Source organism: Lactiplantibacillus paraplantarum, assembly GCF_003641145.1.
Classification (GTDB): Bacteria; Bacillota; Bacilli; order Lactobacillales; family Lactobacillaceae; genus Lactiplantibacillus; species Lactiplantibacillus paraplantarum.
Genome location: NZ_CP032747.1, coordinates 25023 through 49020, shown reverse-complemented (window position 1 = coordinate 49020; position 23998 = coordinate 25023). Strand labels below are relative to the sequence as shown.

Genomic DNA, 23998 nt, shown 5'->3' with positions numbered 1-23998 from the left:
ATGATATAATAGTCATTAAACAGCGATGACTTTTATGTGGCGCTCACCGATGCCAGTCGGTGGGTGTTTTTTTTATGCAGTTTTTTAGGTATTACTTCTTTTGAACTACTGACAGTGTCCCCCATGATTCACAGTTAGTACAGCAAACGGTGGAAATAATGTTAAAAGCACATCATATAATAGGACTGTCAATACCAATGATTATAGCCCTTTCATAGGATATCTGTCAACAATTATATTTAATTTCCCTTTTTCCCTTTATCTATTTTTACCTAAATAGAATTATCCCTAAATAGAATTATCCCTATATCCCTTTTTCTATTTAGGGATATTTTTAATTCCCATTCTAACAGTGTTCTCAGTCGATAAGTATCCCTTTTTCCCTTTATCCCAATTTCTATATATCCCTAATTCTATATATCTAAATAACTATTTAGGGAAATTTCCCTTTTGCTATTAAATTGTGGTATACTAACTAAAAATCAATTGGAGGTCGTTGTTATGGATATTCCAGACGTAGTAAAGGCTATACAGTCTCGTGATGAGGCATTAACCATTGTGATTGGTAATCAAAAGGGTGGCGTGGGAAAAACAACTAACACGTATCTCATCGCTTATACCTTAGCTAAAATGGGAATACATACGTTGGTTGCAGACTTAGACCCACAAGCCAACGCCACTAAAACACTAATGTTAACGAAAAGTCAGCAGGAAGATACCGTGTACTCAATTAAAAAAACTCTGATGGTAGGCGTACAGGAGAAAGATCTAACAGACTTACCAGTTAAGATAATGGATAACCTTGACCTAATTCCTTCATATATTGATTTCCAAGATTTCACGAAATATTTATATCAGAATACGAATAATGAGTACGAAGAAACACATCTGTTGGAACCCTTGTTTAATCCATTGAAGAAGAAATATGATGTAATTCTGTTGGATGTGCCACCATTTAGTATTGAGATTACCCGTAATGCTGTTATCTTCTCAGACTTTGCACTTATCAGCTTGCAAACACACGATGATAGTCTATCCGGTGCAGAAGAGTATGTGAATACCCTTTCCAAACTTCAGCAAGAGTATCAGCTAGATATAGAGGTAATTGGTATCTTGCCAATGCTTCACGATGCCCGTAACGGCGTCGATCAGACAATCATACAATCTGCTAAGGATGAGTTTGGAGAAGAAAATGTATTCACAAATATTGTTACTCAAATGGCCCGGATTAAACGATTCCCAATTAATGGAATTACCGATAAGGACCGCTTCGATAAGCGAGTGTTAGACAAGTACCAGCAAGTTACCGATGAGTTATTAAGCCGGATTGGCTTATTTATAGATGATAAGGAGGCCAAGTAAGATGCCAAGTAAAAAGCCTAATATTCTTCAACGAAGGGTTACCGGAGCGGTAAAGCCATCAGAAGAGTACCATGCAACAGATAATGCTACGAAAAAAGAGAATAAATCTTCCTCTATACCAAAAAATCAGAAAAAATCCCTTAAGGTATCCGCAGAGACTTACAAGGATATGAAAGTCCTGAAGACAATTGAACATGTTAGCTTCGACTACGAGATTATCCAGCTTCTTATTGACCAGTATTACAAGGATATGACCGAGGAACAACAGCGCAGGTATACCGTATTGCGGGAGAATATGTAAGCAGTGCTACATTAAAATAAAAGAAAGAAGTAATGGTAGATTGCAAATTTAATCCGAATTTTTGGACAAATTTGTCAGCATAACCTGATACGGTGTTTGCCAGTCGAGTATTTTAAGCGGTCGCTGGTTAATTTGGAGTAACGTCGTCGTTAAATCTTGAGCACTAATGTGCTCAAAACGAGTCCCTTTAGGATAAAAATAACGTAAATGCCGATTAAAGCGTTCATTACTACCACGTTCAGCTGGCGTATAAGCATGGCAGTAATAGGTTTTAATACCGTATTGTGCTTCAAGTGATACTAGCCCACTAAACTCAGTGCCACGGTCCACAGTAAAGCTGTGCACCGGACCATTAAAAGTGGTTAGGAACTTAGTTAGTGCTTCATTAACAGTCGCTGTCGTCCGATCTTTTAACCGGTATGCCCAAAGGAACCGTGATTTGCGATCGATTAAAGTTAATAAAACTGCCTTACTATGCCCACGAGGACCAACGACTGTATCTAGTTCAAAATCGCCGATGCGCTTACGTTGATTAATCATCATGGGATGCTGTTCAATTGATCGCCCCAAAGATTGATTATATTTGGATCGTTGGTCAACGTTACGCCGTTGGCGTACGCCATGTTCAGGTAGATCATTCAAGGAGAAACCAATTCTCCCCTGATTTAGCCAATTATAAATAGATTTAGTAGCTAGTTTAAATTCGTGAGCAATCATTCCTGGTGACCAGCTTAGACGTAAATGGTTGAGAATTTTTTGCTTTAACTCATCGCTCAGCTTAGTTTTCCGACCACATCGTGATCGCTTGTATTCGGCATCTGTTTGTGCTAATTCAGCCTGATAAGGTTGACATCGAGATAATTCATAAGAAATTGTTGACGGTGATCGGTTCAGCCGAACGCCCATTTGGATATTGGACAGCCCTAGTTCACAAAAGGTTTCGATTTTAATTCGTTCGGAATAGGTTATACTAGACAAAAGATCAGCTCCTAAAAGATGGGTTTGTGGTAAACACCATTTTAAAGGAAGCTGATCTTTTTTGTCCGAACAGCGTTCGGATTAATTTTACAATCTACCAATTATCTTCTACATGTGAAAATTTGTTGGGAATCTATTTTTAAATGTAACTTTTTTAGTTTTTTGATGTTGAATTAAGACTTTATTATATAATTCTGAGAATTATCGACTGATGTTTTTCATTTTAAACCTATTTCATAATTGTCAAGAAATGTTGTATGAGAACATATCTATGGAATAGTTAAGATAGTCGATTAATTTGACATTGTTATACTGGTTAAAAGTTGAAAAATCAGAATCTTTATAGTATCAGCAATCTTTTAAAACAATTATGTAACCTTATTCGCTCAACTAGTTAGTTATAAATTCCTCAACGAAAAAATGTACAATTTTTACTTAACATATAGTTAAATTTAAAGTTTAAGTATGCTATTATAAACGTGATTTATTAAGACTACTTAATTAATAATGGGACTTTAGCATGATTTCAAATAAAATAGTGTGAAAGGGAGTTTTTTTATGTTAAGGAATAATTACTTTGGAGAGACTAAAACGCATTATAAATTATATAAATGCGGTAAGAATTGGGCTGTCATGGGGATTTCATTATTTTCGCTGGGATTAGGGATGCTAGTTACCAGCCAGCCAGTGTCAGCTGATGTGACAGCCACCAGCACCTCAAGCAGTGCAGTGAGGACCGATGCAATCAGTGAAAGTAGTAGCAGTGCAGCAAAGGCCGAAACGACTAGTGCAAGTAGTAGCAGTGCAGCAAAGGCTGAAACGACCAGTGCAAGTAGTAGCAGTGCAGCAAAGGCTGAAACGACCAGTGAAAGTAGTAGCAGTGCAGTGAAGGCCGAAACGACTAGTGAAAGTAGTAGCAGTGCAGTGAAGGCCGAAACGACTAGTGCAAGTAGTAGCAGTGCAGTGAAGGCCGAAACGACTAGTGCAAGTAGTAGCAGTGCAGCAAAGGCTGAAACGGCTGCGATCACTACTGCAGGTGTTGCAAATGCTGATTCACAAACATCAGCAGAAGTAACCGCTGACTCTACTTCTACCAGCCAAGTGGTAACTAATAATTCCAATAATCAAAATAATACAGCACAGCCAGCCGGTAACTCTACAAGTACGACGCAATCAACCAACCAGGCCAATTCCCAAATATCTAATCAAGGACAACTCAACCAATTTGCCACAGGCTTTGTAAACCGTGCTATTTCTGAAGGTGCTAACGTCGACCCGAATAACTTCACCCAGGCACAGATCGACGCACTGAACAAGTTGGAAAAGTATTCTACAACTAAGAAGAATACTGATACAACTCAGTTCACTTACTATCAGTTCCAACAGACAGCTGACAAGTTGGCTGAGGTTGATCCTCAATATGCTATTCCTTACTTCAAGGCTGACCAAATTCAAAACCTACCGGCAGCAACCGCTAAAGATGGTCAAACCGGCAAAGTTGCTAACATGGATATTTGGGATTCATGGCCGGTCCAAGACCCAACTACAGGTGAAATTGCTAACTGGAATGGTAAGCAATTGGTTATTGCGATGATGGGAACACCAAATGCCAACAGTAACCACCTTTACTTACTTTACAATGACTATGGTGGTGACAATTTTGCAGGATGGAAGAATGCTGGCGATATTTTTGCCGGTTATCGTGGTGACAAGAAAACTGGTCTGGAAATTTTTGGTGATCAAGAATGGTCAGGTTCAGCTTACCCGCTTGACGATGGTTCAATCCAACTGTTCTACACACACAGTAAATACGAGACTAAGACAATTAACCATCAAAACCACCAGCGTATTGCTACCGCTAACTTGAAGATGAAGTTAAATGCTGATGGAACCATTTCGATTGCTAGTGTTGACAATGATCACACCCTCTTTAAGGGGAAGGATAATGCTTCAGCCAATGGAACTCATTATCAAACATTTGACCAATGGGCTCACAATGTGACTATGTTTGACGGCCACAAAGAAGACTTTGGTGGCGCTGATAACTTTGCTATGCGTGACCCTCACATTGTTAAAGATAGTCAAGGTAACCGTTATCTGGTATTTGAAGCTAGTACCGGTGATGACGATTACCAAAGTGAAGATCAAATTTATGATCTGCGTAACTATGGTGGCAATGCTAAGTTCCAACTGGAAAGTCTATTTAACCTCATCAATAACGACTACAGCGTCAAGGATAAGGTAACTGGAAAAATGATTAAAATTGGCCGTGACATGCGTGTTCGTGCATCGCAGGCCAATGCCGCAATTGGTATTATTAAACTAGGTGGCACTGAGAATAACCCAACCGTTGCCGAAGTTTATGACCCAATTATTTCAGCCGTGATGGTAAGTGACGAAATTGAACGTCCTGACATCGTCAAAATTGGCGACACCTACTATCTGTTTGCTGCTTCACGCCTTAATCGTGGTACCAATGATGCTGCTTGGCGGAAAGCCAACGACAAAGTCGGCGACAACGTAGTTACGCTTGGCTGGTACTCCAAGGACTTAACAAAAGGCTTTAAGCCACTTAATGGCAATGGTGTTGTCCTTACTTCTACAGTTCCTGCCAACTGGCGGACTGCCACGTATTCATATTATGCAGTACCAACGCGCAGCACTGATCCACGGTTTAAGAACACTGTATTGATCACAGCTTACATGACTAACCGTAATCGTGTTGCTGATTACCGTAACAAAGATGGTAAAGCTGTTCTGGATCCTGATTTTATTCAAGAGAATAACGGTGAACACAACTCTACTTGGGCTCCATCATTCTTATTACGGGTTAATCCAGATGGTACAACTAGGGTATTGCCTTATGTAACTAACCAAGGTGTTTGGGACTTCAATAATGCTACTAAGCTTAATACCAATATTATGACTGCCAAGGCGGATGAAGCCTACCTGCCATGGGAGAAGGGCGTTCCATTCGACAATGGATCTATCCTAGGCAGTGGCCAGGATTGGGTAGATAGCATGCCAAGTGACCCATACACTCCAACTGCGCCAACTGCGCCAACTGCACCTACGGCACCTACGGCACCTACGGCACCAACCGCACCAACTGCACCTACGGCACCAACTGCACCAACTGCACCTACGGCACCAACTGCACCAACTGCACCTACGGCACCTACGGCACCAACTGCACCTATGGCACCAACCGCACCTACGGCACCTACGGCACCTACGGCACCAACTGCACCTACGGCACCTACGGCACCAACCGCACCTACGGCACCTACGGCACCTACGGCACCAACTGCACCTACGGCACCAACCGCACCTACGGCACCAATTAACCCAAGTCAACCAACGACGCCAACAAAGCCGGTTCAGGCTGGTCAAGCAGCGGCTACTAATTTTGTGGATCAACGGTTGCCTCAAACTGGTGAAACTGATCAACAACACATGACGCTGAGTGGCTTATTACTATTAGCCATGAGTAGTTTGTTAGGACTCTTCGGAATGACTAAGCGGCAGCGCAAAGAATAGGATGATATTATATGCTAAATCATCGGCAAATTAAGGACCAGTTTGAGAGCTTAACAACCCTGCAAGCTATTCAGAATCAGGCATACCAGATGTTAGTGCAAGGACTGGCCAAAACTGACTTTTCAATGCGTGAGTGGGGAATATTAGTCTATCTTGAACAACATGGGCAAGCTACTGCTAGTGAATTATCTGATGCATTCACGGTCACGCGCACACTAATTTCCAGGAATACTTGGCGATTGATTCAAGATAATTTAATTCAATCACAAGTGAATCCAAATGATCGACGAGTTGTTTGGCTATCTTTGACTGTTAATGGCCAAGAAAGGGTCCAGGAAGGTGTTCGGCAAGTGCAAGAAAATTTAAAAACTTTCAACCAAAGTCACGATTTGGAGAAGTTGACTAAACAAGTGGAAACTTTGTCACAACAACTGGCTAAGATAAATTAAAAGTTTTTCAAAGTAAGTAAAGATGCCTTAATGTAAATAAAGATCGGTCCGTTAAAACCCTTGGGTTTGAGCAGGCCGGTCTTTTATTGAAGTGAAGCAAATTTAAACATTAAGATTATTTTAGTCTTGTGACAATAATCATTTGTATACCTAAGTAATTAATCGAGCATTGCAAGTGGCAAAGTTTCTCACCATTAAAAAAACTTAGATATATTTAGATACAAATTTTTTGACGTTTTGAATATGTGATAATTAAAGTGTTTAAATGGAACGAACCAGGTCACAACTTAACAATTAGGCTTACAAGAAACACAAAAAGAGCCTGAGCATGATTTAAAAAAGCTATCAGCCCAAACACTTAATAAGTCGTATCAAGGCTTGCAACAACAAATTCAACAAGTAACTACTCCATAACAGAAAGCGCAATTAAAATCTTTTTGTTGTATTTTATCAAGGGTATACTTTCGTACAGGGTCTGTCATGATTATTACCTATTTTTCTGAAGTTTATGATAGGCACAAAAAAGTGCGTTATTGTGGTCTATGATATATATAGGTACCCGTTGTGCTAGTTAATTAGCTGCCAGGTATCTACGAATAAAAGTTGTTCTAATCGACTTTTGAAGCCACGCAGACATCGGGCCCGATTATGTTCAACCTGAAATAAAACCTGCCATTTAGAGAATAAAGTTTCGATCATGCGCCTTTGGCGCTTCAATAAGGTGCTATTCAGTCGTGATTGGGGCATGTTACGGCGTTTGGGTGTCCAGAAATCAATGTGTCGTTGCTTTAATTGGTCTTTTAGTGGTTGACTAAGGTAGCCAACATCGGCCAAAACATGTGAGCAAGCGTATTGGTCAATCAATTCTGGCACTAAACGAATATCATGAATTGAAGCAGCCGAAATTGAATAGGCCACTACAATGCCTTGATTGGTGACCTGAAAATGTCCCTTTAAACCATAGAACCATTGTTTCTTGGTGGCATTATAGCCAATGTCAGCAAGTGAGCGTAAAACTTTGGCTCGATGATTACGAATTGATTGGCATAATGGGATTGGAAAACTATCTATGATGGTGTAAGTCACTGATGGTAAACAGTGTTTAACTAAGCCAACCCGCAGGGTTTGGAGCAGACAGCCCATAGCTGTGCACCGTCGATTAAAACGAGATCGTTCCGGCAAACCAGTCAGCCCTAACCCAACTAACAGACGATAAAAAGCACATTGATTAGTGATACCAAGTGATACCTGCCAACACATCAAAGCCATGATAGTTACATCTGATATTTTGGCATGATTAGCATTCTTTCTTTGCCGAATTTTGCAGGAAACATAACGTTGATATAGTGGCGTTACAACCGCAACCCAGGGTTGCCAAGGTGCTTGCACCATAGTTGTCGGTTGAGTAAGATAACATTGGCTTGACATCGTTCACACTTCTTTGTTTAGGATACTTAAAAGTGTAAGCCTGCCAGGCTTTTTATGTACTTTAATTGTCCCATTTCAACTAGCACAACGGGTATTATATACTATAAGTAAAGGAGGAATTTTATTATGGCAAAATCAGTTGCAGTTTTGGTGACTAATCTAGTCGAAGACGTTGAATATACTGAACCTGTAGAGGCTCTTAAGTCTGCAGGACACGAGGTGACAACGATCAGCTTTGAAAAAGGCACTGTTGAAGGTAAACATGGTACTCAGATTAATGTTGATAAGTCCATTGATGAAGTGAATCCTCAAGACTTTGATGCATTGTTCATTCCAGGAGGATTTTCACCAGATCAATTACGTGCGGATCAACGGTTTGTCGAATTTACAAAGTTCTTTTTGGCAACTAACAAGTTAACGGCATCTATTTGCCACGGTCCACAATTAATGATTCAAACCGGGTTAGTGCAAGGTCGTACAATGACAGCATACTTAACTGTACAACCTGATTTGTATTATGCCGGTGCACGCATTGAAGACAAAGATGTTGTGATCGATGGTAATCTAATTACTAGTCGCGAACCAAAAGACATTCCAGCATTTAACGAGGCCTTCCTAGCAGCTTTATAATGTTGATGGTTGATAAGCATATAAACATGTACCAATTATAGCTTGACGAGTTTGGCTGCTTTAAAATAAATTTTTTAAACAGTTACCATTAAAGTAACTTAGTCCTCGTGTTAGTAGCACGGGGACTTTTTATATAGCATTTTTTAAACCTCCGTTGCGAAATTAAACTGAACTTATATTTCTAAAACATGGTAGATTGTAAAATTTAAGTTGAACATATTAGTGGACAGAAAAACCCATAAAGGTCTTTAATGGTGTCACCAGCAGTGCTAGTGTGCCGGATATAGTAACAAGCCAAAGTGCAACTAAGAGTATTAACAGTGACAAAATTAGATCCGTATCAAAGTTAGCGACTAACGTGAATGTTATATCAAAAACTAAATTAACAACCAGTAAAGGAAGTGATCAAAAGTCAGAAAGTGCAGGTCTAATGTTAAAAGTATTAGACGTATTAGGAAATCCGGTTGATACACTAGTTACTTTTAACGGGCATAGTTACAATAGCAATGCCCGTTAAAAGTGTTGATTTTACAGATGAAAAATCCTATAGTGCAACTATTCAAGCTCCTGAAGGCTATGTAGTTAAAGGGCCAAGTACTCAAACTATTATTTATAATGGAAAATCAAAGTAGAATACAGCAGATACTAACAACAGAGGTTTGCTTATACCTGGCCACTAGATTAGTCTGTCAGTGCAATGAGTTATTGAATACCAATAAATTATGCAATTTAGTCAGTAGCTTAAAGTTAATCAAAATATTTCTAAAAAGAGTTATATCATAAATTAGTACAGCAGATGAATTTAAATGGTTGATAGCTACTCCTGTTTATCGTTCATCTAATAAATTTTTAACCGTGTTTCAAATGACATTTACTGGTAATTATTGGACCACATAATCGTTGTCTTTGCCAAAGTACAGTTTGTATATGCTTACGATAGACAAATTATTACCTAGCATCTGCAAGCCCCGCAAAAAAATATGTTTTACTATACGGCAAATTACAAGTTTAATCCGAACAAGCCCGGAATCTTTCAATGGCAGTCTGTTGATGATGTATTTTTAATGGTCGTTGATTAATTAGTTCAAGTGCTGCTAGGATCTCATCAGTCGTTACTTGGCTAAAATTGGTCTTTTTCGGGAAGAACCAGCGTAACCGTCTATTAAAATATTCATTGGAACCTCGCTCCCATGGTGAATATGGATGGCAAAAATAAACTTTGATCTGATAATCCTGTTCTAAGGCCTGATAATTGGCAAACTCTTTACCATGATCAACAGTAATGGATTTTACTTGGGGACCGAAGGCCCCCATAAACTTGCCAAAGGCGGTGTTTAGAGCCTTAGCCGTTCTATTAGGGGCTTTGATGGCCCATAGAAGTCGGGTCTTACGTTCTACGAATGTAACCAGACATGATCGTGACTCACCTCGACTAGAAAGCACCGTATCTACTTCCCAATGACCAAAAGCTAACCGTTGATTAACAGTTGTTGGCCGTTGTTCGATGGAAGTCCCACTTGTAAATTTCCCCCGATTTTCGCTCACTCGGTGCTGGCGGACATTCCGATTGGGTAGATCAGTCAATTTGAAGGGGAGCCAGCCACGATTAAGCCAATTATAAATTGACGCAGTGCTCAAGTTATAAGCGGCCGCAATGGTTTCTGGTGACCAGGTTAATCGTAAGTGATTGGTAATTAAAGTCGCTAATGCTGCCGTCAGCATCGAACGACGACCGCAATTCCGCCTTTTGCGATCTGCATCTTGCTGAGCTAATTCTGGATCATAAGGTTTAACCCGGTCCAACTCATAGCTAATCGTAGCTTTGGCGACGCCTAAGGCGTCAGCCATTACTTGGTAAGATTTATTCCCCTCATTGACCAGTTGTGCTAGTGCGCCACGTTGAAAACGTGATAAAGTAGATGTACCCAAAGTAATCACTCCCTATATTGGTTGGAATTAGCTACTACCATTGTAAGTGATTGCTTTGGGCTTTTTAATTTCTGTTCGGATTAATTATAGAATTTGCCATACCATAAATAAGGAAGGCATAAGAACTTCTAATATATTTTGTGATTACATACTAAGTTTAAGGAGATATTCCAAATGATTGTTGTGTATACCACACCAGGCTGCGCTTCATGTCAAAAAGCTAGAAATTGGTTAGATAAATATAATATAACTTATGAAGAACAAAATATTTTTCAACAACCTCCAACAACAGAAGAGATTGTAAAAATACTTAAATTAACAGAAAGAGGGACTGAAGAAATAATATCTAGGCGTTCCAGAGGTTATGGAAAGTTAAAGGAAAAACTAGCTGATTTAACATTAGGAGAGTTATGTAACCTTATTAATGAAGACCCTCACTTATTGAGACGGCCTATTATTGTTGACGAGAATCGTTTACAAGTCGGATACAATGAAGAAGATATTCGCAAATTTCTTCCCCATGAAATTAGAAAGGAAGAGCTTTTTGACATAATGCATGAAGATAAGCGACTTCGAACTGAAAATATAATAGAGTAGTTGAGTTATTTTCTGTGAACTATGATTTAGTTGGTGATAACAAGTCTAATAATGTTTTATTTCTGATCACTCACGTACTGTTCAACCCCTGTTTTGCTCATATGGTCTAAGGTACTCGTATAATAATCAGACGGGCACTACTTGACTATAGTTTTGACTGATCAGGAAAGCTGGCTGCAGCTGCACCTAAACAAATTGTGGTTTGTAGTGAAATTATTTTGATTAACCGTTTGTCTTTGACATCAGAAAAATGTATATTGCCACTATTACGGTTATAAGTTAGGTTGGTAATATGGTTAAAGTCGGCCAGGTATATAACTGTTGATATTGTAGCTGAGCCGTCAATTTAAACAATTCAGCTAAAAAAATAAATTAATTCTATGGAGACACAGTCTTAATTAAGCAAATCAATAAGGAATGGATGTAAGCTGATTCCTTCCTTTTGAGAGATGATTTATTCATTATACCCCCTCTTAAAAGTTGTCTCAGGAATCAGCTTACATCCACTACTGCTTAATTAAAATAATAGCTGCATAATATGCCTAATAGTGTCACTTTCAAGAATGATCATGATGCCTAAACCAATATAAATAATGGCCATGATCCAATCACCAAAACGATCAAGAAAGTTCTTTACAAAATTCACTTGTGAGAACTTATCACCAAGGAAAACTAAAAAATAAATACAAATGGTAAAAACAAACAGCGTTACGATTAGCTGTACCAGTGATAATGATACGAAGTAAGGAACAAAAAGGCCAATATTATCCGCACCACAAGAAGCTACCGTAATTAAAGCCACCGTTGCAATTAAATTCTTATTTTTACGCGCTTCAATTTTCTGATCAACTTCTGCGGCTTCATCTTCTTTGCTAAATATATATTTGATTCCAAAGGCAATGGGAATCAACCCTAAAAAACCTAGTAACCATTTGGCGGGTACGTAATGGAGAATAAATGCAAAAAACAAACTAATTCCAATGAGCGTATATGAGCCTAAGAACTGACCAATATAAATTTGTCGGCGATGCTTTGTTGAACGATATTTTGAAAAAAGTAACATTAAAATAACTAATAAGTCGATTGCAGTTGATGTATAAAGAATAATACTCGTTATAATTGTCCTGATCATTTTATTTTCCCCAACCAGCATTGATTTTTCCGGCATCTTCAGCTAAACACCATGCCCGTTCTAATAAAATTGCCGTACATTCATCAATGATCTGATATTCAATGAAGTTGCCATTACGCTTCGCTTTAACTATCTTTTGATCTACTAGACGTTGTAACTGGTTTGAGATGGCTTGGACCTTCATATTTAGTGATGTAGCAATCTCACTAACGGCCATATCTGGTTCACGCGTTAAGCAATGTAAAATTCTTAGCCGCGTATTATTTGCGAGTACTTTAAAAAGTAAAGCAATGTCAGCGGCTTGATTCTCATTTAACAATGCCCGATCAGCCAAATCTGGTTTACCCGGACAACAGTCTACTTGTATCATTAGATCACTCCTCGTTTATTAATCTATTACATTATATCATGTAATAGTGTTGTCCCCAATTTAATTTGAATCAAAAAATAGAGTAGCTCCTATAGCCACTCTATCTGACATTAACCACTATTCATATTCACTAGTTAAATTAAAACTAAGATACAGGTCTTAGTTTTAATTTAATCTACCAGAAGATGCCAAAGTTTCGTTACTATCATTTTGCGCCATTTTAATTCTTTCAATATAAATAGCCGCCAATCATTGTCCTCAGAGTAATCTGGTAATCATATAAAAACAGATAGTAGAAAGCTTAATTAATAATGAAGTGAAGTTGTTCCTTCAGTTATAAATTAATTCCTTAGCGTTTCGCATTCTGTTGTTCCCAGTTCTGTGCTGCGATTTGTACTGCATCCCAAGGTGATCCAACTGGTGGTGAATAGGATAAGTCTAGGTCGCTAATTTCGGCTACTGTCATATCATTAAAAATTGCCGTAGCAAAAATATCACTGCGTTTCGCAACTTCACTACCGTAATGACCAATTAACTGCACGCCTAAAAGCCGGCCACTTTTTTGATCACCAGTAATTCTGATCTTAATTTTTTGAGCACCGGGAAAATAAGCCTTATGGTCATCAACATCAGTTGTTACCGTGAAAGGATTAAACCCTGCCTGGATAGCCTCACTTGTCAATAACCCTGTCCGTACAACAACTAAATCAAATGCCTTTAAAACTTGTGTCCCCAGGCTACCTTTAAAGGCACGTTGAATTCCAGCAATATTAAAACCAGCAATTCTTCCTTGTTTATGTGCAGTCGTACCTAATGGCAAGTAGGTTTCACCTAATAAATGATGTCTTGTTTCCACCAAATCGCCGGCCGCCCATATATCAGGTAATGAGGTCTGCATATATTGATCAACCTTGATGGCCCCGGCAATTCCAGTTTCAGCACCTACCTTGACCAGTAGCTCATTATTTGGTTGAACACCAACAACGATTAAGACTAAATCATACGTAGAAGATTGTGTCTTTTGATGCTCATTTAAGCCAACAACTTCCACGTTGCTACCAGTTTCATTAATTTCTGAAACGGTTAAACCAGTAATAACATTGACGGCATTAGCAGACAACTTTTGATGAATAATTCGGCCTAAATCAGCATCAACCGTGGAAAGTATTTCTGAACCTCGTTGAAAAATAGTGACGTCTAAATGCCGTTTTCTTAAAGCCTCCGCCATTTCGATTCCGATATAACCAGATCCAACAATTGCGACCTTCCGAACACTATCTGTAGCTATATTTCTTTCAATCGCAAAGTAATCTGCCATTGTATGCAAAATACGAACTTTACTATCTTGCTGTTGAGCTTGCGCCAGGTCCACACCTTTAATACCCGATAGTTTTGGTCTAGCCCCTGTTGCTACAACCAAGTGGTCATAATGATAAGTTTTTAATTCGCCTGTAAGCGCATGTGCTACGACTTCATGTCGTTGCGGTTCAATTTTATCTGCAATCATGTTCATTTGAAATTCAATACCAGTCGAAGTCAATTCTTGTAAATTACGATGAGCTAGCAAGTGCCAATCCGGCACTTCTCCGCTGACTGCATAAGGTATTCCACAAATTGATAAATTTGGGTACTCATCTGCTAATAATATCTGAACTTTTAATTCAGGTTTAAGTTCTTTAGCCTTTAAGGCCGCCGAAATTCCGGCGTCACTGCCGCCGATAATTAATAATTTTTCCGTTTCATTTGCCATTTAATTAATTCCTTTCACCGTTGTTAGCGAACAAATGCACGACTTAAATCCTGATGTAGATAATCTGAAAACTCTTGGAAGGTTGGATAATCTCTTTGTTTAAAAATTATACCGTTAACCATAGTAATTGGTAATACAGTGATTCCATATTTTTTTAATAGGTCATTTATTTGATGATTACGAACAAAGGCGTCTGGATTTTGTGTAAGATTTCTGCGTATGATTATATTTTCACCATCTGCATTAACATGACGTTGAATTGCGGTAGTCTGAATCAATTCTTTCTTTACACTGGGACCACAAACACCAGTTGCACAACACATCGCCTCTTCAAATATTTCAATTTTAATCGTCTTTCACCTCGCATATTAGACGATGAAAATGTTCAAATTCCTTTTCTATTTGTGTATAATCACGAAAATAGCTGACCGCTAGATTATTTAAAATCAAGTGATTTATTTGCAAAAAGGCTATTTTTACCTTATACAAGTTCTGTTGTATTGTTAATTCACTACTGTATTTTAATTCAAGCAAATTAATTTCTTGGTTGGCTTGAATCAGGTAAACAGCAGAAATTGATTCTATTTCAGCTTTCGTGGCCTGTTTCACTAAAGCATCGACTATGTTTAATCTATTAGCTAATGAATCTTGTTGTGCATACTCAGTTTGCATCATAGCAAGTCATCCTTTCTCAACCAAAAAGACTTAGCGATAACCATAAACCACATAATGTAATGAATAGGACTGGAATCGTGATCGTGATCCCAATTTTAAAATAAGTACCCCAAGCAATTTTTACGTTTTTTTGCGCCAAAACATGTAACCACACTAACGTCGCCAGCGAACCGATTGGTGTGATCTTTGGTCCTAGATCAGAACCAATAATATTTGCATAAACTAACGTTTGGTGCATTAACCCTGATACATTAGCGCCCTTGATCGATAAAGCATTGATCATTACCGTTGGCATATTATTCATCGCTGATGACAGGAACGCTGCCAAATAACCCATTCCCATGGTCGCCACAAACCGGCTACCAGTTGCCATTTTGGCGATAACACCAGCAAGTAATGTTGTCAAGCCAACATTTTGTAGGCCATAAACCACCACATACATTCCGATTGAAAAGAAGACGATGTTCCACGGTGCTCCTTTAATGACTGCCTTAGTATCAACGTGATGACTTTGTTGACCAACCAACAAGAAAATTGCGGCAATCGTAAGTGCAATAAACGAAACGGGAATGTTTAGAAAACTACTGCTAAAATAACCGATCAATAACGCCGCTAACACGACCCAAGAGAACTTAAATAATCGTTGATCTTTGATTGCAGATTTTGGTTCAGCAACCTGATCTGCATCATAATGTTTGGGTAAGGCCTTGCGGAAATACAAATATAAGATACTGATGCTGGCGATCAGTGAAAAAAGATCAGGGATCCACATTCTTAGGGCATACTCGGAAAATGTAATGCCGAAAAAGTCAGCGGAAACAATATTGACTAGATTACTAACAACTAATGGTAACGAAGTCGCATCGGCAATAAAGCCACTGGCAATAATAAATGGGAAAACCTTTTTTTCATCAAAATGTAGGGCTCGCACCATTGCCAGAACGATCGGCGTTAAAATCAATGCCGCCCCATCGTTGGCAAAAAGTGCCGCCACGATCGCACCTAAAATAACGATCAAAATGAACATACGTACACCATTGCCTTTAGCCAGTCGTGCCATATGTAAAGCGGCCCACTCGAAAAAGCCGATCTCATCTAAAATCAATGAGATCAAAATAATGGCAACAAACGACAAAGTGGCGTTCCAAACGATCCCAGTAACGGTACCCACATCTTTAAATGTGACGACCCGAAATAGCAGTGCAAGTACTGCCCCACCAATTGCGGTCCAGCCTATTGATAGCCCCTTAGGTTGCCAAATGACGAATAATAACGTGAGTAAAAATATAAAAACAGCAAAAAAGACTTGCATAATTCCTCCCAACTACCAAAATCAGGGTATCGCTACCCTGATCAATTGATATCTTTATTTAAATCGTTAATAGCGTTTGTTCAAAATCTGGTTGCCACTGTTCCACTGCAAAATGATTGGCCGAAACGTCTTTGACTTTTTCGATCCATTCAACTTCATTTTGTGCCCGTGCTTGTAAACACGGATGCGTGGTTTGTGTAGCCAGCATGCTTTGATTGACCAACCACCATGTATGGGCAATTTGCGCCCGGTTTAAATCTTCATTGAGCCGCATTGATTCGTAGACTGGCGTTGTTTCCGGTAAAGTCACCATCACGATCTCGGTTTGTTGGGGATCTTGCAACCGTGGCAATAGATCAATAATTGCTTGTGGCACGTCACCGGCTGTGCGCTTAACTTCCTGTGCATAGCTTTGAGTGGAATCTAATAGTAACAACGTGTGCCCAGTTGGCGCCGTATCGATCACCACCACGTCACTGTCGTTTTGCGCCACAATATTAGCAAAAGCGCGGAAAACCGCAATTTCTTGCGTACATGGTGAACGGAGATCTTCGGCGACATAATCAACGTCAGCCGCTTTCATGGTTTGGCGAGCCGTTGCCAGTACTTCAGCTTGATAATCTTTCAATACCTGCTGCTCGTCAATATGGCTGATCGTAACTGCCGGATCAGCTGTTTTAAAGAAATCTAGATGATCGGCCGGATCAGTGGTGGCTAGATGAACGGTTTTATGTTGGGCCACTAATTTCTGCGTGATCTGCACCGCAACCGTTGTTTTACCGACGCCCCCTTTGCCCATGGTAAAAATAATCTTTTTATCCGTCTTGATCAGATCAGCAACGATCGTATCTAAGTTGGGATAGTTATTGGTCAGCGGCGGATAGGTAGCTAATGCGGGTTGTGTTGCCTGTAACACCAGGTGTAATTTATTTAAGCCGGTAACGTTGTAGGCGCGTAACGGCACTTCATACTGAGCAAATTTTTTTAATACAGCCGGCATTTGTTGTAGATCAGCCTGTTGTTGCGCAAAAATAGCCTGCGAAGCGTGATCCGTCGGTGTTTTAAGCGTGCCATTAATGATCAACTGCTGATTAGTCATGCCGATCGCGGCTAGTTCTTGTGCTGCTCGCGCTGCTTCAAGTAATGAGGCTTTTTGTGGCCGCGTCACCAACATTAATGTGGTCAAGTCCCCATTGCTTAACGTTGCTACCGCTTTTGCATAAATTGCTTTTTTATCACCCATACCGGCTAATTGGCCTAAGCAAGAAGCACCGCGATCATTTTCATCTAAATAATTATTCCACGCTGACGGTAGCTGTAGCATGCGCAAGGCATGACCAGTTGGCGCCGTGTCAAAAATAATATAATCAAAGCGCTGGTCAACCGCCGGATCAGTTAAAAAGTTGGCAAATTCATTGAATGCCGCGATCTCGACCGTACAGGAACCGGATAGCTGTTCTTCCATATTTTTAACAGCAGCATCCGGCAATACGCCGCGATAAGGGCCAACAACACTTTCCCGATACTCACCAGCTGCGGTCACAGGATCAAAATTGGCGGCAAACAACCCTGATACACCATTGATTGCTTGCGGTTTATTGGTTAATGCTGTATTGAAAACATCCTGTAAATTACTAGCTGGGTCAGTTGAAACGAGCATCACTTGATTACCAGCATCAGCCAAATTAATGGCGGTTGCACTGGCCGTCGTTGTTTTACCAACGCCACCTTTACCGGTAAAAAACAAATAATGAGTTAAATTAGCGTTTTGTGGTTGATAGTCCTGCATTGATATCCTCCTCAGTCACATAGATATTTATCTATATATAATTCAAAAGAAATGGCCGCGCCATCTCTTACCTTTAGTAAAATTTAGCAACAGCCACCATCACCGCCACAGCAACCGCCTGTTTGCTCAGCTGGCACGAAAACTAGCCCAGTATAGTCAGATAATTCATCGATCGTTGGGTACGCGCCCGTTTTAACGATCTGGCCGTCAACCACGGTGATCGGTAAAACAGCGTCAGCATCATCCTTGATGGCCGCTAAAATATCGGCTCGTTCACTAAAAACATCAGGATTATTACTTAAATTGTAACGGTCAGCTTCAATCGTTTTAACACCTTGTAAAGCATCAAAGGCAGACGTGATCATTAAGAGATTTTGATCAACGGACGGACCACAAACCCCAGTCGAGCAGCACATTGCTGGTTCAAATAATTCAATTTTTTTCATTTGTCATAACAACCTTTCCTGAAGCACATTCTTCACAATCAACACAGCCGTCATCGTGGCAAATACAGTGATCATCACTTGATAATAATTGCGCCGTATCCTGCTTAAAGGTCAGCATAAAATCGGGGCGTAACGTATAATGCTGCCACTTACCTTCCTTGCGTGCCGCAACAATACCAGCATTTTGCAAAACTTTCATATGGTGGGATAAAGTCGGCTGTGAAAAGTCGAAGTGCTCTAAAATATCACAAGCACACAAAGAACCACAGGAAAGCAGATCAATAATTTTTAAGCGATTTGGATCGGCCATTGCTTTCAGCATTTGAACATACTTTTGATAGTCCATTTGTAAGCTCCTATTCCATAATTAAGGTAATCTATTAGTTAAATACGCTAATAATAAACATTGATGTTACAGTGATACAGACTGAACTTGCTACTTTTGGTTTTGGCTTAATCAACAACAGAAAGCCAATCCTGTTTAGCAGAAAATATTCAACAAGCAGATACTTCTTGCTAATCAGTGTTGCCAAAATGAATGATTATGACCGCTTTCGTGGTGATTTTAGGGAACTTAGTTGCAAACTCCGCAACTGCATTTCCTCAACTCAACTTGCTTCGATCACCGCAAGAAACATCGTATTTTGTAAACATAGACGCGCATCTATATCTATAATATAGACCCATATCTATGTAAGCGTCAAGCTTTATTTTGAAATAAAATAGCAGCATCTATTTTAGATCATACTGAATAATCACATTCTTCCATGATTAGTTTTTTAAGCCGATAGATTAACCAACTTCAAACTTGGATCGATATTTCGTTTTGAAAATAACTTATTCAAATCCATAAAAGGAAGTCCATATGTCCCGGCGGCCTTTTTGCGGTACCAATTTTGGTACCATAATTTGATAATCATTGCTTATTATTGCTCAATCGGCCAAATTTCTATACAAAATTGGGAGAAAAAGATACCTAAACTTTCAAATCAACGGCAAACAAAAAAGCCCGTTTTATCAGGCTTTTGGCTACTTAAATCTCATATTATCCCGCTGCTTTTTTACAATATCTAGTCATTTTTTATAGTGAGCTTCCAGGGTTACTCTCCGCAGGTAGTCAGCTTTATTTTCTGTTTTCTGCGATTGTCGCATTGTTTCCACCTCCAGGATGAATCAAAATTATTGTTGTTCAGCCCCTCACCATTACTGGCTACTATGGCCTCGGCTGACTTCTGTCATGGACAACTCAACATTACTATTGAGCCTGTTCCTGCCAGAAATAACTTCCAGCTTGAGAGAACTACCATGACAGACCTCCCCGGGTAAGAGCAGTAGCTTTCGCATCAAACCGTTGGCTTTACTGTGACGGTTTCGAGTGGTCAGGGACTTCGATTTGTTAGGTAATCTCATCCCACCGTTTCCAGCCTTTTAGCCACTTCTTGTTCATCGATTCGATGTTTCGTCTAGGACTTCCTTCAGATTCTACCTCACGATAGACGCCCTTGTCTTCGACTCGTGATACCGGCCACTACGGCTCACAGCGGACTTACACCGCCTAGTTACTGCCCATGCCGGGCGCACCTTAAAAAGCGACACAACTCAACAGTTGTGGCCTCTTTTTTGATACTGTATAATTAAAGGGTTAGAACCGTGTCATTACTTAATGACATAAGTAAGGAGATAAAAAGATGAAATATGGCTATGCGCGGGTCAGTACCACTGATCAGAAATTAGCAAATCAAATTGAGTTACTAAAATTGGCAGGAGCAGAAAAAATCTTTCAAGAAAAGTTTACCGGCACAACTACTGAACGACCGGAGTTTCAAAAATTGTTGCGCGTTCTAAAAACAGGCGATACTTTGATTGTCACTAAGTTGGATCGGTTTGCACGGAACACGCGCGAGGCATTAGCCATTATCCAAGAGTTGTTTAAAGAAAATGTCAAAGTCAACATTTTGAATATGGGCTTAATTGACAATACGCCGACTGGCCAATTAGTCTTTACAATATTTAGCGCCTTTGCGCAGTTTGAACGCGATATGATTGTCACGCGCACACAAGAAGGTAAATTGTATGCCAAGCAACATGATCCGTTGTTTCGGGAAGGGCGACCGAAAACGTATTCTGATGAACAGATCAGATTTGCTTATGAGTTGCGAAAACAAGGCATGACTTATAAGATGATTGAACGAAAGACGGGGATTAGTAAACGCACGCAGCAGCGACGGTTTAAGTTAATTGAGAAACCAAGTGATACTTCTAAAATCTAAGACAGGTGAAAGCTCATGAAAAAGGATATTTTAAATTATTTCCTATTTTGACTGATTTTTAATGATCGTGTGATGTCCCTAATAGGTTGATGTTTACCGTGTATGGTAAAGTGTTTATATACTATAATTGAAAAAGTATTCTGGACGATTAATATTCGTATTTGGTCACCAGATGGCTGGCGTTTTGGCTTGAATCTAAAACAATTCATCAGGAATAGTCGAATTAGCTTATGATCACAATATTATTTTTAATCCGATAACGTTGTTAGGAATCAATAAAAGCATCATCATCACTTAGAAAATGCTAACTGTCCTTGGAACTTTGACAGCATGCTTGATCGATATGGTAGTTCTTTTTAGTTAGTCATTCTATAGTAAGATGATCATCGATTTTTAATAACTTAATTTACAAATGAAAAGTCATAACAATGAGTATAAAAATAGAAGCCATCTGTCAAAAGGAAAGAAAAAATATTATGTCAAATGGTAGATTGTAAAATTAATGGGTCTAGAATTTTTGGTGTTGGAAAGTATTTCCATTCCAAAAGTACTAGGCCCTTTTTGATAAGGCAAATTCTATAATTAATCCGAACAGAAATTAAAAAGCCCAAAGCAATCACTTACAATGGTAGTAGCTAATTCCAACCAATATAGGGAGTGATTACTTTGGGTACATCTACTTTATCACGTTTTCAACGTGGCGCACTAGCACAACTGGTCAATGAGGGGAATAAATCTTACCAAGTAATGGCTGACGCCTTAGGCGTCGCCAAAGCTACGATTAGCTATGAGTTGGACCGGGTTAAACCTTATGATCCAGAATTAGCTCAGCAAGATGCAGATCGCAAAAGGCGGAATTGCGGTCGTCGTTCGATGCTGACGGCAGCATTAGCGACTTTAATTACCAATCACTTACGATTAACCTGGTCACCAGAAACCATTGCGGCCGCTTATAACTTGAGCACTGCGTCAATTTATAATTGGCTTAATCGTGGCTGGCTCCCCTTCAAATTGACTGATCTACCCAATCGGAATGTCCGCCAGCACCGAGTGAGCGAAAATCGGGGGAAATTTACAAGTGGGACTTCCATCGAACAACGGCCAACAACTGTTAATCAACGGTTAGCTTTTGGTCATTGGGAAGTAGATACGGTGCTTTCTAGTCGAGGTGAGTCACGATCATGTCTGGTTACATTCGTAGAACGTAAGACCCGACTTCTATGGGCCATCAAAGCCCCTAATAGAACGGCTAAGGCTCTAAACACCGCCTTTGGCAAGTTTATGGGGGCCTTCGGTCCCCAAGTAAAATCCATTACTGTTGATCATGGTAAAGAGTTTGCCAATTATCAGGCCTTAGAACAGGATTATCAGATCAAAGTTTATTTTTGCCATCCATATTCACCATGGGAGCGAGGTTCCAATGAATATTTTAATAGACGGTTACGCTGGTTCTTCCCGAAAAAGACCAATTTTAGCCAAGTAACGACTGATGAGATCCTAGCAGCACTTGAACTAATTAATCAACGACCATTAAAAATACATCATCAACAGACTGCCATTGAAAGATTCCGGGCTTGTTCGGATTAAACTTGTAATTTGCCATAACAAAAAAAGGCATCTAAGCCTCCCTAGTGCTATGCTTTAAGCGACGAAACTCAAGATAAGCGGGGTAGGAATAGATGTCTCAACTAGATAATACACTTAAATTACTGGGAATTACAGGCACAAACATTCAGGTGTTCGGTACTCGTGAGGAATTTCATGATCGGGGATCGGGTCGCAAAAAGTATTTGGTCATCCAGGCAGAGCTTACCTACACACTCAGGCACTGTCCCAGCTGTGGATACAATACGTTGCACCCTAACGGACACAAGCTCACTCATGTCCACATTGCAGGACCCATGGACCGGCCCGTAATTCTAGAGCTAAACAAGCAACGCTGGCGTTGTAGTAACTGCCATAGCACTTGTACGGCCACCACTCCAGTGGTATCAACCAACCACGCCATCGGTCACGGACTAGCGACTCATGTGCTGAAGCTAGCCAGTAAATCACTCCCGGCTAAGACTATCGCCAGTCTCACCGGTATTTCGACAAACTCAGTTCAGCGTATTTTGACGGCTAATATTCATCCACACGCGAGCCGCCGGTTACCGATTAATCTATGCTTTGATGAATTCCGTTCCACGCACGGCTCCATGTCGTTTATTTGCATTGACGCCGACACTCACAAATCAGTTAAAGTACTTAGCGACCGCCTTAATAGAACCATCAAACAGTTCTTTCTTAGTCAGTACAGCACCGCAGAACGGGCCGCGGTTCAACGCGTCATCATGGACATGAACGCCTCCTATCAGGCATTCGTGCACGAACTATTCCCTAACGCCGAACTCATTATTGATCGGTTCCACATTATTCAATTAATGGGCCGGACGATGGATACCATTCGCACTCAATGTTTAAAGCAACTCGACCAGCATTCGCGGGAATATAAAGTACTGAAATCACTATGGCGCCTATTCCACAAGGCCAACCCTGACGCACAAAAGAGCCGCTACCTCTTCGGCCTGAATGAGTACTCGACCGAACAGAACGCTATTGATATTGGAACCGATACGTTTCCGGCCTTCAAAACAGCTTATGAAACCTACCTCGATCTCCACGATGCTTTGATGGGGCGTCACGCTGATGAACTCAAGAATATCATCACTAACTATCAGCCTAACGGCACGCCCCTAGATACGGCCATGCATACCCTACGAAAGAATCTTAATGGCGTAATTAACGCCGCCAAATCGTCCTACTCTAACGGACCGATAGAGGGCATCAACCGTAAGATCAAGGAGCTCAAACGTGCTTGTTATGGCTTCTCCAATCAGGCCAATATGTTCACACGCGTCTATCAGCTGATTGCCTAGATTGTCTACCACAATAACGTCACGATGGTAGGCTTATTTGTTATGCCTTCAAGTACGATATTCAGACAACACACCAGATTAAACGCCGCAACTAATAAAACAACAAAAAAGATCTCCCACAC

Annotated in this window: 21 protein-coding genes; 9 read left to right on the top strand and 12 right to left on the bottom strand. The window is 40.0% G+C overall.

Going from position 1 to position 23998, the window contains the following annotated elements; genetic code table 11:
* Nucleotides 1-501: 501 nt before the first annotated feature.
* The gene (locus tag LP667_RS16215; RefSeq protein ID WP_013356270.1) at nucleotides 502-1362 is read left to right on the top strand and encodes a ParA family protein; all 861 of its coding nucleotides are present in this window, start codon (nucleotides 502-504) and stop codon (nucleotides 1360-1362) included.
* Nucleotide 1363: 1 nt separating this feature from the next.
* Nucleotides 1364-1663 carry a hypothetical protein gene (locus tag LP667_RS16210; protein WP_048481076.1) on the top strand — a complete coding sequence of 100 codons (300 nt, stop codon included), beginning with the start codon at nucleotides 1364-1366 and terminating at the stop codon, nucleotides 1661-1663.
* Between the two features lie 48 nt (nucleotides 1664-1711).
* Here the strand turns inward: LP667_RS16210 and LP667_RS16205 are convergent, their stop codons facing one another.
* Complete coding sequence (locus tag LP667_RS16205; RefSeq protein ID WP_121018969.1) at nucleotides 1712-2641, bottom strand: IS30-like element ISLpl1 family transposase; 930 nt, start codon at nucleotides 2639-2641, stop codon at nucleotides 1712-1714.
* Between the two features lie 558 nt (nucleotides 2642-3199).
* On the opposite strand from LP667_RS16205, the gene LP667_RS16195 reads away from it, so the two are divergent.
* Nucleotides 3200-6181, top strand: a complete 2982-nt coding sequence (locus LP667_RS16195) for a glycoside hydrolase family 68 protein (RefSeq protein ID WP_121018967.1) — start codon at nucleotides 3200-3202, stop codon at nucleotides 6179-6181.
* A gap of 11 nt (nucleotides 6182-6192) precedes the next feature.
* Nucleotides 6193-6630 (top strand): MarR family winged helix-turn-helix transcriptional regulator, encoded by a 438-nt coding sequence (locus LP667_RS16190; RefSeq protein WP_060599106.1) that lies wholly within the window; start codon nucleotides 6193-6195, stop codon nucleotides 6628-6630.
* 567 nt (nucleotides 6631-7197) lie between these two features.
* Here the strand turns inward: LP667_RS16190 and LP667_RS16185 are convergent.
* Nucleotides 7198-8058, bottom strand: coding sequence for an IS982 family transposase (locus LP667_RS16185; protein ID WP_056988788.1), 861 nt, complete (start codon nucleotides 8056-8058; stop codon nucleotides 7198-7200).
* A 126-nt stretch (nucleotides 8059-8184) separates the two neighbouring features.
* On the opposite strand from LP667_RS16185, the gene LP667_RS16180 reads away from it, so the two are divergent.
* Nucleotides 8185-8688, top strand: a complete 504-nt coding sequence (locus LP667_RS16180) for a type 1 glutamine amidotransferase domain-containing protein (RefSeq protein ID WP_003561273.1) — start codon at nucleotides 8185-8187, stop codon at nucleotides 8686-8688.
* A gap of 1008 nt (nucleotides 8689-9696) precedes the next feature.
* On the opposite strand, the gene LP667_RS16175 is transcribed toward LP667_RS16180, so the two are convergent.
* Complete coding sequence (locus LP667_RS16175) at nucleotides 9697-10617, bottom strand: IS30-like element ISLsa1 family transposase (RefSeq protein ID WP_057717442.1); 921 nt, start codon at nucleotides 10615-10617, stop codon at nucleotides 9697-9699.
* Nucleotides 10618-10791: 174 nt separating this feature from the next.
* Here LP667_RS16175 and LP667_RS16170 point away from each other — a divergent pair, with 174 nt between their 5' ends.
* Entirely contained in the window at nucleotides 10792-11214 is a 423-nt protein-coding gene (locus LP667_RS16170; RefSeq protein ID WP_060599105.1) for a Spx/MgsR family RNA polymerase-binding regulatory protein, read from the top strand.
* A 517-nt stretch (nucleotides 11215-11731) separates the two neighbouring features.
* Here the strand turns inward: LP667_RS16170 and LP667_RS16165 are convergent.
* The 9 genes from LP667_RS16165 to LP667_RS16125 form a co-directional block, all read right to left on the bottom strand.
* Entirely contained in the window at nucleotides 11732-12346 is a 615-nt protein-coding gene (locus tag LP667_RS16165) for a CadD family cadmium resistance transporter (protein WP_003678449.1), read from the bottom strand.
* A 1-nt stretch (nucleotide 12347) separates the two neighbouring features.
* The gene (locus LP667_RS16160; protein WP_056988619.1) at nucleotides 12348-12716 is read right to left on the bottom strand and encodes an ArsR/SmtB family transcription factor; all 369 of its coding nucleotides are present in this window, start codon (nucleotides 12714-12716) and stop codon (nucleotides 12348-12350) included.
* 349 nt (nucleotides 12717-13065) lie between these two features.
* Nucleotides 13066-14466, bottom strand: a complete 1401-nt coding sequence (locus tag LP667_RS16155; protein WP_056988620.1) for an FAD-dependent oxidoreductase — start codon at nucleotides 14464-14466, stop codon at nucleotides 13066-13068.
* Nucleotides 14467-14489: 23 nt separating this feature from the next.
* Nucleotides 14490-14789: an arsenite efflux transporter metallochaperone ArsD gene (gene arsD, locus LP667_RS16150; protein WP_003678452.1), complete on the bottom strand. Its 300-nt coding sequence runs from the start codon at nucleotides 14787-14789 to the stop codon at nucleotides 14490-14492.
* Nucleotides 14790-14811: 22 nt separating this feature from the next.
* Nucleotides 14812-15141: a hypothetical protein gene (locus LP667_RS16145; protein WP_003678453.1), complete on the bottom strand. Its 330-nt coding sequence runs from the start codon at nucleotides 15139-15141 to the stop codon at nucleotides 14812-14814.
* Between the two features lie 16 nt (nucleotides 15142-15157).
* Nucleotides 15158-16453 (bottom strand): arsenic transporter, encoded by a 1296-nt coding sequence (locus LP667_RS16140; protein WP_054737350.1) that lies wholly within the window; start codon nucleotides 16451-16453, stop codon nucleotides 15158-15160.
* A gap of 58 nt (nucleotides 16454-16511) precedes the next feature.
* Entirely contained in the window at nucleotides 16512-18242 is a 1731-nt protein-coding gene (arsA, locus tag LP667_RS16135) for an arsenical pump-driving ATPase (RefSeq protein WP_011222022.1), read from the bottom strand.
* Between the two features lie 83 nt (nucleotides 18243-18325).
* The gene (arsD, locus tag LP667_RS16130) at nucleotides 18326-18688 is read right to left on the bottom strand and encodes an arsenite efflux transporter metallochaperone ArsD (RefSeq protein ID WP_011222021.1); all 363 of its coding nucleotides are present in this window, start codon (nucleotides 18686-18688) and stop codon (nucleotides 18326-18328) included.
* Complete coding sequence (locus LP667_RS16125; protein WP_011222020.1) at nucleotides 18675-19034, bottom strand: ArsR/SmtB family transcription factor; 360 nt, start codon at nucleotides 19032-19034, stop codon at nucleotides 18675-18677. The genes arsD (LP667_RS16130) and LP667_RS16125 overlap by 14 nt, the downstream gene beginning before the upstream one ends.
* Before the next feature lie 1342 nt (nucleotides 19035-20376).
* Here LP667_RS16125 and LP667_RS16110 point away from each other — a divergent pair.
* From LP667_RS16110 to LP667_RS16100, 3 genes are all read left to right on the top strand, one after another.
* Nucleotides 20377-20958 (top strand): recombinase family protein, encoded by a 582-nt coding sequence (locus LP667_RS16110; RefSeq protein ID WP_003636336.1) that lies wholly within the window; start codon nucleotides 20377-20379, stop codon nucleotides 20956-20958.
* 666 nt (nucleotides 20959-21624) lie between these two features.
* Nucleotides 21625-22545 (top strand): IS30-like element ISLsa1 family transposase, encoded by a 921-nt coding sequence (locus LP667_RS16105; RefSeq protein WP_057717442.1) that lies wholly within the window; start codon nucleotides 21625-21627, stop codon nucleotides 22543-22545.
* Between the two features lie 92 nt (nucleotides 22546-22637).
* Nucleotides 22638-23876 carry an ISL3 family transposase gene (locus tag LP667_RS16100; RefSeq protein WP_121018966.1) on the top strand — a complete coding sequence of 413 codons (1239 nt, stop codon included), beginning with the start codon at nucleotides 22638-22640 and terminating at the stop codon, nucleotides 23874-23876.
* The last annotated feature ends 122 nt before the right edge of the window (nucleotides 23877-23998 follow it).